We start from the raw sequence: 15627 nt of genomic DNA on the forward strand, positions 1-15627 counted from the left end.
TCTGGATAGATTTCACGGCTGATTTTAATTGGATCTTAAATAATGGTTTTTCAATGACGAGTATGGCACATCATTGATGGTCGACTTTTAACTTGAATAAATGGGGTTTACCGTAATAATAGCCTTGTCGCAGCGAAATATTTAAATCATCGGCCATTTGATCTTCAGCATCGTTTTCAACACCCTCTAGAATTAAGCGAATATCATGCTGTACGGCCACGTCACGCCAAAATTTCAATTGAATGGGAATTTCATTTTCTCGATCTTCGGCGCGAAAGTTTTGCATAGCGAACTTGATTTCTTCAGCGGATTCCAGTAGGGGCTTGATGTGGTCATAAACATTAATACCCGTGCCAACATCATCGATACTGAATTGTAATCCGTTGGCCTTGTACTTATTAATTTGTTGTTGCATGGCTGCCAGCGTGAATGACTCTTCACCGGGTTCCTCAGTGACTTCAACGATAACGTGTACGGGGAATAGTTTCTTTTGGGCATCGATAACGGCAGCCGCAATATCGTCATTTAGAAATTGCTTGCGGTTGAAGTTGATTGATACCGAGCCAATTTTTAATGCTAATTCACTGGCCGTAGCCTTTAGTAAGCTGACTTGTACATCGATGGGAATATTATCAAAGCTCTCTGGTAATGTCCACCTATCCTGATCAGTCTCACGATAACGAATCAGCATTTCGTAGCCAATCAAAGAATTATTGAATTTATTTAACTGGGGCTGAATAAAGTAGCGATACATAAGCGGACTCCTTAACTTGAATTAACACGATCAAATGCTCACCAATACATACTATACCAAAAAATGGTTAAGTGAAACTGTTTGACCCCATCTTTTTTTGCGGCAAAGTTATTATTAATTAAGTTAATAATGATTGCAGTAAACTATTTAGTGTACGAGATAAATGGTTTTTTATAAGTCGCACGGTGATGATCCTTATATAAAATTACGGCTGATCGGTGGTTGCCATACTATGTAGACCAGGATTCGCCGTCAGTCTCTGATAATTATTTTATTGTGACTAGTATTTATATTGACTACAGTTATGTATATTATGACGTAAAGCGGTTATAATTAACCTATGTTTAAATAAATAAAATTATAACTAGGAGCAAAATAAAATGAAGATTGTCATTGTCGGATGTACACATGCTGGTACGGCTGCGGCCGCCCAAATTTTAAAGGATCATCCAGAAGCAACGGTCACAATTTATGAACGGGATGATAATATCTCATTCTTGTCATGTGGGATTTATCTCTACCTCGGGGGAAAAGTCAATCATTTGGAAGATATGTTCTATTCATCACCAGAAACCTTGGCGAAGTTAGGCGCAGAAGTTAAAACTAAGCATAACGTGTTAAAAATTGACGTCCAGACAAAATCTATACAAGTTGTTGACATGGCAACGGGCAAAGTGTTTGGTGACACTTATGACAAATTGATTATGACGACTGGTTCGAATGTCGCGGTCCCGCCGATTTTTGGGATCGATGAATCGAAGGTCTTGTTGTGCAAGACATACAGTCAAGCTCAAGAAATCTATAAGACAGCTAAAGATAATCAGCGAATTGCGATTATTGGTGCGGGCTATATTGGAACAGAATTATCTGAAAGTTATGCCAATACTAACCATGAGGTCACGCTTTTCCAATCACATGATCAAATCTTGAATAATTATATTAGTAAGGATATGTCAGATCGGGCAGTGAAATTACTGAAGGAGCATGGTGTTAAAGTTCTTCTAAATCATCAAGTTACCGCTTTTACGGGTAATGATGATGGGGAACTTGTAATGGAGACCAATCATGGTGATTTCACCGCTGACTTAGCGATTGTCGGAACAGGCTTTGTACCTAATACGGAATTATTGCGCGGTCAAGTTGACATGGATAAGCACGGCGCCATTATTATCAACGACTATGTTCAAACTTCTGATCCAGATATTTACGCTGCGGGTGATTCATGTGTTGTTAATTTTAATCCCACTGGGCGGTCTGCTTATACACCGCTAGCAACCAATGCAGTTCGGCAAGGTGCATTAGCCGGGGTCAATGTGTTTGGCAATCAACAACGATATATGGGGACGCAGGCAACGTCAGCGATGCAACTCTTTGACCATACGCTAGCAACGACGGGGTTGACGCTGGCCATGGCTAAACTGAGTCATATTCCAGCTGAACGGGTGACCTATGAGGGCAATTGGCGGCCTGCTTATATGCCAAGCACGGCTAAACTCACGATTGAATTAATTTATAATCCAGAAAATCGTAAAATTTTAGGTGCGCAGTTCTTAAGTGCGCATGAAGTGGCACAGTCAGCTAACGCGTTATCTATTGCGATTCAAAATGGTAATACGATTGATGACCTGGCATTTGTTGACATGTTATTCTCACCTAATTTTGATGAACCATTCAATTATTTGAATATCGTTGCGCAACAGGCGATTGAACAGGAACGCCAAGCGGGTCGTGATCAGCCAAGAATAACGGCCTATGGTGACTGGGCAAAGCAAAATGACAAGGATTTGCAGTAGGGATAAGTTAAATTTATTTTAGTTAGTGCAATTTTATTTATTTAAATCCCGCGATTTAGTCGATATAGGGCTAAAACTTATGACTAATTTCAGTTGTGTACAAACAAGATAGTCGACAAATGTAAATTTTGGGGGTATATTAAGCCACATAGTAATTTAAGTGGAAGGGGTCTTTAGAAATGGCAAAGAGTTACGACGTGATTATTATTGGTGCGGGACCTGCCGGCATGACAGCCGCCCTCTATGCTTCACGGGCCAATCTATCAGTACTACTATTGGATCGCGGAATCTATGGTGGTCAAATGAATAATACCGCCGCAATTGAAAATTATCCGGGTTTCAAGTCTGTTTTGGGACCGGACCTAGCTAAAGACATGTATGAATCAGCGACTCAGTTTGGGGCCGAATATGCTTATGGCAGTGTTGAATCGGTTGAGGATCACGGTGATGTTAAAATCGTGACGACGGATAGCGATACATTTGAAGCCAAGGCGCTCGTTATTGGAACTGGTTCTGAATATCGTAAGTTGGGTGTTCCTGGCGAAGATACGTATGGTGGCCGTGGCGTGTCATACTGTGCAGTTTGTGATGGGGCGTTCTTCCGCAACAAGCATGTGGTCGTTATTGGTGGTGGTGATTCAGCAATTGAAGAAGGGGCTTACCTGACCCAACTTGCTGATAAGGTCACGGTTATTCATCGGCGCGATCAACTTCGAGCACAACAAATCTTGCAGGATCGGGCATTTGCCAATCCTAAGATGGAATTTGTCTGGAACAGCAATGTTACGGAAATTATCGGTGACGATAAAAAAGTCACGGGTGTTAAGGTCAACAATAACCAGACGGGCGAAGATAGTGAAATTGCGGTTGACGGCGTCTTTATTTACGTCGGGATCAACCCAATCACGAAACCATTCAGTAATCTTGGCATTACTGATGAAAATGGCTGGATTGAAACCAATGACCATATGGAAACGAAGGTCCCTGGTATTTTTGCAGTTGGTGATGTTCGTAAGAAGGACTTACGCCAAGTTGCAACGGCCGTTGGTGAAGGTGGGACAGCTGGACAAGGTGTTTACACTTACATCACAGCTTTAGGTGATAAAGTTAAAAATTAAATTCAATTAAAAAATGCGTGGTTGATCCGATTGAGATCGACCACGCATTTTTCATTAAAAGCATCAAGTTAAGGGCTGTTTTACTGAACTTAGTATGTCTTATCATCAGCATAAAGCATGATTAAATTAATTAGCACAACACGTCATTTAGTAATCTCTAAACAAGCCTGTCAGCGGAAGTATCGCTTAGTGCTGGTATGGAAATAGAAGTAACTGTTTATTTGTATAAGTCGCCAAGTAAATGTCACTAACGGTGTAATGTTGGGCCTGTAATTGCGTTAGCAGCCAAGCCTCATCATGATGACTAGTTTCAAGTGCATCTAGGTTGACTTGACCATCAACAATCAGTGGATACTTGACGGCGTCGTCGCCAACTTGAGTAATCGTTAATTGCCCATTTTGTTCGAGGACCGCTCGTTTGACGTAACGAATATCCGTGATGCCCTCCGTACGCAATCTAAACATGAGATCATTAGCACTCATGCCATTTTTAAGAGCCGTACTGACTAGTAACTGGCCGTTTTTGATCAGCAGTTGGGGCTGACCGTCAATCAGTTGTTTCACGTAGCGGTTGTGATGCGTGAGAAATCGAAGGACTAGCACGAGTAATGTCCAAATCAGCAAAACTAAAATATATTGCAAGACGGTTACGCTAGTACTATAAATCATACCGCCGACGATTGCGCCAAGGACGTAGTTTTGAACTTGGTCGAGGGCACTGATTGGAGCGAGATTACTTTTACCAGATAAGTTGATTTGCAAGATGATGGTTAATAATCCAAGCGCTAGTTTGATCGTCACATCCCAGTATGAAAACATTTATTGCCCCTCCTTAACGTAATTGATCGTTGACTGAATTGGTGTTGCTTTAGTCAGCGTATAGCTATTGCCATCCGGATTGACCGTCACGTTGTAGATGTGGTCATGAACTTTAATCAGCATGCCACTGCTGACAGAACTCGTGTTGGACCACACGGCGGTTTTACTGACGTTTTGTTCCTTAGCCACGCGTTGCATAATTTGTGTGACCTGTGATTTTTGATTGAAACTGTTTTGAAGGGTCTGCCACTCATTAAATTGAATGCCAACGAGTAACAATAATAACAAAACCATGATAATGAATAAGTCACGGTATTTGAGATCCGTTTTGTGGCGATACCATAGCCAGCTGAGTACGGCAATCATCAAAATAATGATACCAATAGCGGCCAGTTGAACGAGAGCGTGATTACTATTTTGGTGAATTAAGTAGTTGTATGAATAAAAAGTCATGATGGCCTCCTTATAAGATTTATTATAGCAATTTTTAGTAGTGACTGAATTAACTGGTATTGCAAAATTAGCATATAATCGTGCTTATGCTAACGAACTAACGCTTGAAAATACACTAATTAATGGATTTTCTTAGTAAATTTTACTTTGTAAAGCGTGTCAATGTTGTATACTATTTTTGTAAGCACTAACAAATATCGGAATTGGAGATGGTTTTTGTGAGTTGGCAGGATACTTATAATACCTGGAAAAACCAAGCGACACTTGAAACAAGTTTAAAACAAGAATTAACGGGCATGGCTGGTGATGACGCTGCTTTAGAAGATGCCTTTTATGAACCAATGGAATTCGGAACGGCGGGGATGCGTGGGGTGCTTGGACCTGGCATCAATCGGATGAATATTTATACGGTTCGCCAAGCAACGGAAGGGTTAGCGCGTTTCATGGATACCTTGTCAGCTGAGGTCAAGGAACGTGGTGTAGCCATCAGCTTTGATTCCCGTCACCATTCAGAAGATTTTGCTCATGAATCTGCCCGCGTGTTAGGCCAGCATGGCATTAAATCGTACGTTTTTGAAAGTTTGCGGCCCACTCCAGAACTTTCATTTACGGTTCGGCACTTGCATACTTACGCAGGAATTATGATTACGGCGAGTCACAATCCGAAGCAATACAACGGCTACAAGATCTACGGAGAAGATGGTGGTCAAATGCCACCAAAGGAATCCGATCTCATTACGTCATACATTCGTAAGGTTGACGATGTCTTTGCGATTGCCGTCGCTGATGAACAACAATTATTAGCTGATAAGACGGAAACCATCATCGGTGATGACGTCGATCAGGACTACTTAGCCAAGGTCAAGGAAGTCACGATCAATCAAAAATTAGTGGATGAATTCGGTAAGGATATGAAGTTAGTCTTTACACCATTGCATGGAACTGGCCGGATGCTTGGTGAGAAAGCCTTGAAGAATGCTGGGTTTAAAAATTTCAGTGTCGTTAAAGAACAGGCTGTCGCCGATCCTGAATTTTCAACGGTCAAATTCCCCAACCCTGAATTTCCAGAAGCCTTTAAGATGGCCATTGATCTAGGTAAAAAGGAAGACGCAGATGTCTTGATTGCGGTTGATCCCGATGCTGACCGGTTAGGAACGGCTGTTCGTCAACCTAATGGTGAATATGTCCTGTTAACTGGTAATCAAATTGCCGCCGTCTTGTTACACTACATCTTACAGGCCAACAAGGATGCGGGAACGTTGCCAACCAACGCGGCTGCAGTTAAGTCGATCGTCTCAAGCGAATTTGCAACCAAAGTCGCTGCTTCATACGGTGTTACGATGATCAATGTCTTGACTGGTTTTAAGTATATTGCTGAACAGATCGAACACTTTGAAGCCACTGGTGAACATACTTACATGTTTGGCTTTGAAGAAAGTTATGGTTACTTGATTAAGCCATTCGTTCATGACAAGGACGCCATCCAAACGACAGTGCTCTTAGCCGAAGTTGCTGCCTACTATAAGCAACAAGGTAAGAACCTCTATGATGGGTTACAAGACTTGTTCAAGGAATATGGCTATTTCCGCGAACAAACCACGTCCGAAGAATTTGACGGGGTCGGTGGTAGCGATAAGATTGCCGCCTTAATGACTAAGTTCCGTAATGAAACGCCAACGGACTTTGCGGGCTACGATGTTACTGGGACCGAAGATTTCCAGAGTCAGACCGAAAGCTTGGCGGACGGTCACACGACACCAATTGCTTTGCCACAAGCGAACGTCTTGAAATATCATTTGACTGATGGCACTTGGATTGCCATTCGGCCGTCCGGTACAGAGCCTAAAATTAAGTTCTACATCGGGACATTAGGTGTCACCTTAGATGAAGCTAATGACAAATTAGCGAAGTTTGAAGCTGCCATTCAAGCATTTATTAAAGAATAGAACACCGACTTAATCAGATGTTGCGTACAACCTGGGACTAGTCGTTATAGAAAATAAATAGGGCCACCCGAAATCAACTTATAATTTCGAGCGGTCCTATTTATTTGTAGGTCGTGGTGGTGCTATTTGGTGGGATATTCAAAATTGACCGGGTCACCAGGTAAGCGTAATAACTGTGGTTTGCCGTAGTAGTAACCCTGCCGAAGATTAATATCAAAATGACTACTCAATTGATCATCTTCAGCATCTTCAATCCCTTCTAGAATTAAGCGAAGGCCATACTCACTACTGATAGCGCGCCAAAAATGAAGTTTTTGCTGAATCTTTGGATCTTTAATATCCCTACGAAAATTTTGGAGCGCAAATTTTAATTCGGAAGCTAGTGGTAAAATCTCTTGAATACTCTTAAAATCATTAATGCCCGTACCAACATCATCGAGTGAAATTTGCATCCCGTGTTCAATGAATCCCCGTAAGTGTGGAATCAACATCGTGTCAGAGTAGCTTTTAGGGCTACGTTCTTCAGTTAATTCGACAACTAATTTAGCAGGGTACAGTTGTACCTGACTTTGGATGATGGCTTTGGCGACCGTTGTATCCATTAGTTGTTCACGACTAATGTTGACTGCACAATAGCGAACCTTAAGCCCTAGAATTTTAGTGGTTGCAATAAGTAGGTCAGAAGTAACTTGTGAGCTGATGGCAGTAAAAGATTCGGGCAGACGCCAGCCGTCTGGTGTTAGTTGTTTGATTAATAATTCGTATCCGTAAACCGTATTGTTGAGTAAGTTAAGTTGTGGCTGTACGAAATAGCGGTAAATTGGTTGCATAAGTTCCATCGCCTTTTATAATGAGTTTTAAAGCATTGAATCGTTTTAATATTAACCGAATCGCTGTATACTCTAAGTATACGTCAACTTAAATAAATGTTTAACTGAATCTTAGTTAAATTTTAATTTTTAATGAAAGCTGTGGTCGAAAAAATGAAAGTTGCCATTATTGGCTGTACACATGCGGGGATTGCCGCCATGAAACAAATTTTGAAATACTATCCGGGGACTGAAATTACCGTCTATGAACGGCACGCGGATATTTCATACATGTCTTGTGGGACTTATTTACACTTAGGGGGTACTATTAAGGACTTGGATCAGGCGCTATATGCTAATTCGACGGAATTCAGTGAACAGGGTGTGCAGATGCGGATGCAGTATGACGTGATTAATGTTAATGCTGATAAACATACAATTTTGGCTCAAAATTTACAGACTAAGGAATTACAAACGGATCACTATGATAAATTAATTATGGCAACGGGATCGATTACTGCGATTCCGGCTATTCCCGGCGTGGAGAATCCGAAAGTCATGCTTTGCAAGACTTGTGAACAGGCCCAGCAACTGTATGAAGCGGCTCAGCATGCGCATCATATTGCCATTGTTGGTGGTGGTTATTCGGGAGTAGAACTTGCTGAGGGTTATGTGAAATCAGGTCACGCTGTAACGCTATTTCAACGCGGTTCGCATTTGATTAATGAGTATCTTGATCCGCAACTCTCCGAAAAAGTCGAGAAATTATTGACAACAAACGGTATTCAAGTTAAAACCAACGCGCAAGTGATGGCTTTCAGTGATACGGCTGATAATCGGCTACGGGTAACGACTGCTAATGGTGAAGAAACGTTTGATATGGCTGTTATTTGCCCAGGGGTGATTCCTCAATCGGAACTATTAGCGGGGCAAGTTAATCGAACTAAGCAGGGTGCGATTGTGACGGACCGTTATATGGGAACATCTAACCCAGATATTTATGCGGCTGGTGATGTGACGGAAGTGAACTTTAATCCAACCAAGGATCATGCCTACATGCCATTGGTGTCACATGCGATTCGGCAAGGTGCACTAGCCGGAATCAATATTTTTGATAAACGCTTAGGTTCGATTGGTACGCAAGCAACGACTGGAATGTTAATTTTTGACCAGACCGTAGCTTGTGCGGGAATGACCCTAACAGCAGCTAAGGCAGCTAACTTTGATGCCAAAGAAGCCTTTTATGAGGGCAACTATCGTCCAGATTTTATGCCGACCACGGAGAAGGTCATGATTACCCTTGTGTATGATCAACAGACGCGGAAAGTTCTGGGTGGTCAATTAATCAGTGCGCATGAAGTTTCCCAGTCAGCAAATACGTTGTCGGTAGTGATTCACAATGGTAATACAATTGATGAATTGGCCTTCATGGATATGTTATTCTCACCAAACTTTGATGAGCCATTCAATTATTTGAATTTAGTGGCCCAAGCTGCCGTTGACCAGGAACATGGCTATCGGCGGAATAATTAATACAGCTAATATTATTAAGTTCGGCATGAAAATTGGTGTACCAGGCCAATTTTTATATTGCTGTGTGGCAGCGACGGATGTACCAACCAAAGCGGTTGAGATTAAAGCGCATCTGCTAACGAAGGATTTAAGTTGGTTGTGGGCATGCTGTGACCATGATTGGTGACGAAATAATTAGTCTAATACGCATTGTGTTAGTTATTGTTTAGTATGAATCATGATTAAAACATGCCAGTTAGTTGGCTTGCTATTCGTCAGTATATGCGCGTCCTAGGCCGACTTCCGGGGCTGGGTGCCAATTGCTGGAACAGGGCGGACGTCGATTTGAACTCACGCAGAAGCCCGCTGCGCAATTTCAAATACGAGTCTTCTTCTAGCCCGGGGAAATCACCCGGACAAGAAGAACTTCGCCCTTGAGCATTGGCACCCAGCCCCTCCAGTCTCAGTCTGACCCGAACACGTTTCGTCAATATGGCATTAGGGCGTGGAAGACCAGTATTTGAGACGTGGACTTCGGCTCAAATCTGTGTCCACCACGTTCCAGCAATTGGCAGGAATGCCTGTAAGCCGGCGTAGAACGAGCTAATTAAAGAATTTTCCGCCAAATTGCACGCTTTTCAGCGGGACTTAGCTGGTAGCTTTTAAACTTAGAAATAGCCATTTTTAATCGTGATTCATGACAAATCAACTAGCACAATGTGCAGTCTAATATGCAATAGTAAAGGTGGCCCTAAGACAGTCAGTCAACAAGACTAACTGTCTTAGGGCCATTTTATCGTTTGAATTGAAACTTGGTGCAGTTAAGCATAATCGTTGGGATTGGCTGCTAATGGCTGATAAGCGTCCATTTCTGTATCGCGATAATCCCACCATTCGTTAACATAGCCGACAAAACCAGCTGTTGTCATCGCAGTATCTAAGAGTTGATAATTTTTTGCTTGGATTGTTGTCTTGGGGGCATCGCGGTGAGCTGCGGCCGTGAAGTCATCAAATTCAGTGGGCATCAATAATTCACTGCCATCCGGATGCGCTAAGGTCAAGTCCAAGGTGACACCCTTTTGATGACTAAAATTAGGATCAGGTTGGGCGACAAATTCGGGATCCGGATAGACTTCGAATAAGCGACGTTGGGCGCTGACTGGACGATAGGCATCCCAAACTTTGAGACGATAACCGTGTTGTTTAACAATTGCACTGGCTTGAGCAAGTTTGTTAGCCGTTCCAGTGCGGACGATGGCCGTAGTAAAATCGTAAATCACTTGGTGGGTAAAATTATTGGTGGTGGCATAGCGTAGGTCAACAATGATTTCAGGGTCTAAACGTTGTATGTTTGTAAAGCCAGTTAATGTTTGGTCCATAGTGGGTCCTCCTCAGAGTTTAGTTAGCGACGCAGTGTGTGTGTTAATTTGTGACAGCTCAACTAGCACAGTGCGTTCATACTCATTGTAGCCGATTGGCTATTATTTTACTGATCATAAGGGCTGCGGTTATCTCAAACTTTCTGCTAGCTTTCAATCCAGGTCCCTGATAAGATGGAAAGCGGTGCAATTTTAACAATTAATCGAAGAGGTGAGGTCGCATGGATCGGCAAACACGGCGTGCAATTTTAATTTTAGTTTTTAGTGAATTTTTAGTTTGTTTAGGGATCAGTTTGGTCATTCCAGTTATGCCGTTTATTAAAAATGAACTGCACTTAACCGCTACTGACATGGGAATTATGAACGCGTTATTTGCGTTGGCTCAATTTGTGGCCTCCCCGATTATTGGTCGGGTTTCAGATAAGATTGGGCGTAAGCCTGTGTTAACGGTTGGGCTAGTTTTATACATGGTTTCAGAAGTATTATTCGCACTGACTAACCAGTTATGGGTCTTCAATATTTCTCGGATTGTTGGTGGCTTATCAGCCGCGATGGTCGTACCAACGGCCATGGCATTAGCGTCTGATATTACGACGAAACGGCAACGGGCCAAAGTTATTGGTTGGCTATCAGCGGCTTTTAGTGGTGGCTTGATTCTTGGCCCTGGTATCGGCGGGGTACTGGCTGGAATTAGTTATAAAACGCCATTTTGGGTCGCTGGGGCGTTAGGGTTACTCAGCGCAATCGTGTTAGTTATTTTATTACCGGCGGATCGGCAGATTGATCCTGATCGCGAGGCAACTACTACGACAACGGGCCATCATCCGATGACCCGGGCCTTTTGGACGGTGCCCATTATTATTTTGTTTACAATGATTTTAGTTTCTTCCTTTGGCCTACAAGGGTTTGAAAGCATTTATAGTATTTACGTGAATGAAGTTTTTCATTTTAGTCTAAGTAACATTGCGTTGGTCTTAACCTTAAATGGTCTAATCTCACTCTTTTTGCAAGTTGCGTTATTTGATACATTTGTTCAACGCTGGGGTGAACGGCGGGTGATTCGCGTATGTTTTGCGGCGGCTGCGATTTGTACTATTTGGATCACACAGGCCCACTCTAAAGTGACAGTCATGATTGCGACCTTAGTTATTTTTTCAGCATTCGATCTTCTCCGGCCCGCCATCACGACCTTACTGACTAAAGCGAGCGAGGCCAATCAAGGCCTAATTAATGGTCTCAACATGTCCTTAACGAGTGTGGGGAACATTGTTGGGCCAATTATGTCGGGGATGCTACTCGATATGAATTATCATTATCCATACTTGGTGGTGGCTGGTTTCTTGATTGTTTCTTACTTAATGGCATTCATGTTGCGATTGCCGAACCAAACGCACGCGCATCAGCAAAGCTAAGACTAATTAACCGTAATACGCGTTGTGCTAGTTAATTATTCGTGAAGCATGATTTAAATGTGCCGCTTGGTTAGAGTCAAAAACAGCCAGCTCAGACCCGCTGGAAACAGTTCGAGTTCGTGTAAACCTGCTTAGTTCGCGCTTTCTACGCCGATTTCCAGACATTTCTGCCAATTTCTGGAACGCGATAGACACAGATTTAAGCCGCAAACCACGTCTTAAATACTGGTCTTCCACGGGTTATACAATATTGTCGAAACGTGTTCGGGTCAGACAGGAACTTCTGGTTAGCTAGGCTAATCCTAAGTTCCAACCCGTCTGAACCTTACACTCTCGAAGTGCTGAGCATTGTCAGAACTACCTTTCAGTTGGACAGTGTTCGAATGGCAGATATGGACGTACCTATATTTTGATGGACTGATTGTTATTTTCCTTAATGGTCATTTTGTTAGCTAACTATCAGACTGAGAATGATATTGTGGCAATTCAACTATTTTTCAATCACCGTATTAGTATTGAAATGTCCTAAAATGGTCAATGACAATTTACTGTTTAATCAAAGTCCTGGTATCAAAACATTCAGCGACTATTTGTATTAAATTGAGTGGTCGTTCATCAGCTATTCGAGCGGCACCCACCCCCGGAGGTCGGACTAGGGTGAGCATGTGTTGACGAATAGCAATCTAACCAAGCGGCCCGTTTTAATCATAAGTGAGCTTAAAAAATAGTACGTATCGTAATATAATATCGTTCAAAGCGCTCCGGTTTGCGTCTCCGGGGCGCTTTTGTTACACTTAGGCCAAATTAGATCAAGGGATGGTGGTTGCAATGGGGATGCATCAATATTTACAGAGTTTAAGTAATTTAGAAACGATTCAACGGGCACCAGGTTTCTTTAAGTATCAAAATCATTCGGTTGCGGCGCACTCATTCAAAGTTGCCGAAGTGGCCCAATTCTTAGGTGACGTTGAAGAAAACGCTGGCCAGACTGTTGATTGGCGTGCTTTGTACGAAAAGGCGTTGAACCACGACTATAATGAACGGTTTATCGGTGACATTAAGACACCGGTCAAATATGCAACCCCAACCTTACGGACGATGCTAGCGGATGTTGAGCATAAACTGTCACAAAATTTTGTGCAAAATGAGATTCCAGCCGAATTTCAGGCGGCCTATTCGCGGCGTCTCTCAGAAGGTAAAGATGAAACTTTGGAAGGCCAGATCTTGTCGGTGGCGGATAAGATCGACTTGTTGTACGAGTCATTTGGTGAAATTCAAAAAGGTAATCCTGAGCCAGTTTTTACGGACATTTATCAAGAAAGCTTAAAAACAATCGTCGCCTTTAAAAAGATGACTAGTGTTCAATATTTCCTAAAAGCAGTATTACCAGAGATGTTAGCGGAGCCATTTACACATCAAGATCAATTACAGGCCCTGACGACTCAAATTTTGACGGCTGTGCCGCAATCTGATTAATGGCGAAAGTATGTTCGATGTGCTAAAATTAAATGCGATTTGAATGTGATAGGGAAGCGCGGGCTTGCCTATTTTTTATGGTGCGACAGCAAGCTTTAGTTAGCAACAGATGATATGAACGGGTGACCGTTTCAAAGGAGGACTACGTTTGATTGATCGGGTAGATAATAATCATTTTGACTTAGTTTCGGATTACCAACCAACGGGCGATCAACCCCAAGCAATTAAGCAACTAACTGCTGGTATTGAAGCCGGCGAAAAGGAGCAGATTCTGCTAGGGGCAACTGGGACTGGGAAGACATTTACAATTTCGAATGTGATTGCACAAGTAAATAAACCGACACTGATCTTGTCGCATAACAAGACGTTAGCAGGACAATTATACGGGGAATTCAAGAAGTTTTTCCCAAACAACGCCGTTGAATATTTCGTGAGTTATTACGATTATTATCAACCTGAAGCATACGTGCCTTCGAGTGATACTTATATCGAAAAGGATTCAGCAATTAACGATGAAATTGACAAGTTACGGCATTCGGCAACTAGCTCGTTACTGGAACGTAATGATGTAATTGTCGTGGCATCGGTTTCCAGTATTTTTGGTTTAGGGGATCCTCACGAGTATCAAGATCACGTGGTATCACTGCGGGTCGGCATGGAGATTGATCGTAACGACCTATTGCGTAAATTAGTCGATATTCAGTTTGATCGCAACGACATTGACTTTCAGCGGGGGCGTTTCCGGGTTCATGGGGATGTCGTGGAAATCTTTCCAGCATCGCGTGATGACCACGCGTTGCGCGTTGAATTCTTTGGTGATGAGATCGACCGAATTCGCGAAATTGATGCTTTGACCGGCGAGATTGTTGCCGATCGCGAACACGTTGCTATCTTCCCGGCGACCCACTTTATGACGAACGATGCGATTATGGAACACGCTATTAAAGGCATTGAGGACGAACTGGATGGCCGTTTGAAGGAATTAACAGCTGATGGTAAGTTACTAGAAGCGCAGCGACTTAAGCAACGGACAACTTATGATATCGAAATGCTGAAAGAAATGGGCTACACTAGCGGTATTGAAAATTATTCGCGCTTCATGGATGGTCGTAAACCCGGTGAACCGCCGTATACATTACTGGATTTCTTCCCGAAGGACTTTTTACTAGTGGTCGATGAGTCGCACGTGACGATGCCACAGGTTCGAGGGATGTATAACGGGGACCGGGCACGTAAGCAAATGTTAGTCGATTATGGTTTCCGGTTGCCTAGTGCGCTGGATAATCGACCACTGAAGCTTGAAGAAGTGGAACAACATATTAATCAAGTTGTTTATATGTCGGCGACGCCCGGGCCTTATGAAATGGACCGTACGAAACACGTGGCCCAACAAATTATTCGACCGACTGGCCTGCTAGATCCAACGATTGAAGTCCGACCAATTATGGGCCAAATTGATGACTTAGTGGGTGAAATCAATAAGCGAATTGAAGTTAACGAACGGGTCTTTGTAACTACGTTGACCAAGAAAATGGCGGAGGATTTAACTGACTACCTCAAGGATTTAGGAATCAAGGTGCGGTACTTGCACAGTGATATTAAGACGTTGGAACGGACGCAGATCATTCGAGATTTACGATTAGGAAAGTTCGACGTATTAGTTGGAATCAACTTGTTGCGGGAAGGGATCGATGTCCCAGAAGTTTCATTAGTGGCGATACTGGATGCCGATAAGGAAGGGTTCCTCCGCAACGAACGTTCATTGATTCAAACGATCGGTCGGGCGGCTCGTAATGAACATGGTTCAGTGATTATGTATGCTGATAAAACGACTGATTCAATGCAGGCGGCGATCGATGAGACCGCGCGTCGTCGGGCCGTACAGATGAAGTATAATGAAGATCATCATATTACACCACATACTATCAAGAAAGCTATTCCAGAATTAATTGCTTCGACGAAGACCACTGAAGACACTGGTAAGAAGGACGATTTCCTAGAAACTGATTTTGATGATATGACCCATGAACAACAGTTAGATATGATTAGTAAGCTAGAAGAACAGATGAAGACCGCCGCTAAGAAGCTCGACTTTGAACAAGCTGCGACGCTACGTGATACGGTCATGGAACTAAAAGCACAGATTAGCTAGCAAG

12 protein-coding genes are annotated in these 15627 nt (G+C 42.8%); 7 read left to right on the top strand and 5 right to left on the bottom strand.

Annotation, left to right across the window (positions count from 1 at the left end):
- Nucleotides 1-70: 70 nt before the first annotated feature.
- A complete protein-coding gene (locus tag LP667_RS02940) occupies nucleotides 71-754 on the bottom strand; it encodes an EAL domain-containing protein (RefSeq protein WP_021731188.1) in 684 nt (227 codons plus the stop codon).
- 380 nt (nucleotides 755-1134) lie between these two features.
- Between LP667_RS02940 and LP667_RS02945 the strand changes: the two genes are divergently transcribed.
- Both LP667_RS02945 and trxB read left to right on the top strand, forming a co-directional pair.
- Entirely contained in the window at nucleotides 1135-2547 is a 1413-nt protein-coding gene (locus LP667_RS02945) for an FAD-dependent oxidoreductase (RefSeq protein WP_021731187.1), read from the top strand.
- 179 nt (nucleotides 2548-2726) lie between these two features.
- Entirely contained in the window at nucleotides 2727-3665 is a 939-nt protein-coding gene (trxB, locus tag LP667_RS02950) for a thioredoxin-disulfide reductase (RefSeq protein WP_021731186.1), read from the top strand.
- A 186-nt stretch (nucleotides 3666-3851) separates the two neighbouring features.
- Here trxB and LP667_RS02955 read toward each other — a convergent pair whose 3' ends face one another.
- Nucleotides 3852-4484 (bottom strand): DUF421 domain-containing protein, encoded by a 633-nt coding sequence (locus tag LP667_RS02955; RefSeq protein ID WP_021731185.1) that lies wholly within the window; start codon nucleotides 4482-4484, stop codon nucleotides 3852-3854.
- Nucleotides 4485-4937, bottom strand: coding sequence for a DUF3290 domain-containing protein (locus tag LP667_RS02960; RefSeq protein WP_021731184.1), 453 nt, complete (start codon nucleotides 4935-4937; stop codon nucleotides 4485-4487). It lies immediately after the preceding gene.
- 218 nt (nucleotides 4938-5155) lie between these two features.
- Between LP667_RS02960 and LP667_RS02965 the strand changes: the two genes are divergently transcribed.
- Nucleotides 5156-6883 carry a phospho-sugar mutase gene (locus tag LP667_RS02965; RefSeq protein WP_021731183.1) on the top strand — a complete coding sequence of 576 codons (1728 nt, stop codon included), beginning with the start codon at nucleotides 5156-5158 and terminating at the stop codon, nucleotides 6881-6883.
- Nucleotides 6884-7005: 122 nt separating this feature from the next.
- Here the strand turns inward: LP667_RS02965 and LP667_RS02970 are convergent, their stop codons facing one another.
- On the bottom strand, nucleotides 7006-7713 hold the full coding sequence (locus LP667_RS02970) for an EAL domain-containing protein (RefSeq protein ID WP_056988354.1): 708 nt from the start codon (nucleotides 7711-7713) through the stop codon (nucleotides 7006-7008).
- 153 nt (nucleotides 7714-7866) lie between these two features.
- Here LP667_RS02970 and LP667_RS02975 point away from each other — a divergent pair, with 153 nt between their 5' ends.
- Nucleotides 7867-9225, top strand: a complete 1359-nt coding sequence (locus tag LP667_RS02975) for an FAD-dependent oxidoreductase (RefSeq protein ID WP_033609408.1) — start codon at nucleotides 7867-7869, stop codon at nucleotides 9223-9225.
- Between the two features lie 800 nt (nucleotides 9226-10025).
- Here LP667_RS02975 and LP667_RS02980 read toward each other — a convergent pair.
- Nucleotides 10026-10583 (bottom strand): M15 family metallopeptidase, encoded by a 558-nt coding sequence (locus LP667_RS02980; protein WP_021731179.1) that lies wholly within the window; start codon nucleotides 10581-10583, stop codon nucleotides 10026-10028.
- Between the two features lie 221 nt (nucleotides 10584-10804).
- Here LP667_RS02980 and LP667_RS02985 point away from each other — a divergent pair, with 221 nt between their 5' ends.
- The 3 genes from LP667_RS02985 to uvrB all read left to right on the top strand — a co-directional run bounded on the left by LP667_RS02985 (nucleotide 10805) and on the right by uvrB (nucleotide 15623).
- Nucleotides 10805-11995 carry an MFS transporter gene (locus tag LP667_RS02985; protein ID WP_021731178.1) on the top strand — a complete coding sequence of 397 codons (1191 nt, stop codon included), beginning with the start codon at nucleotides 10805-10807 and terminating at the stop codon, nucleotides 11993-11995.
- A gap of 828 nt (nucleotides 11996-12823) precedes the next feature.
- On the top strand, nucleotides 12824-13471 hold the full coding sequence (locus LP667_RS02995; RefSeq protein ID WP_021731176.1) for an HD domain-containing protein: 648 nt from the start codon (nucleotides 12824-12826) through the stop codon (nucleotides 13469-13471).
- Nucleotides 13472-13619: 148 nt separating this feature from the next.
- A complete protein-coding gene (gene uvrB / locus LP667_RS03000) occupies nucleotides 13620-15623 on the top strand; it encodes an excinuclease ABC subunit UvrB (protein ID WP_021731175.1) in 2004 nt (667 codons plus the stop codon).
- The last annotated feature ends 4 nt before the right edge of the window (nucleotides 15624-15627 follow it).

The organism is Lactiplantibacillus paraplantarum, assembly GCF_003641145.1.
GTDB classification, from domain to species: domain Bacteria; phylum Bacillota; class Bacilli; order Lactobacillales; family Lactobacillaceae; genus Lactiplantibacillus; species Lactiplantibacillus paraplantarum.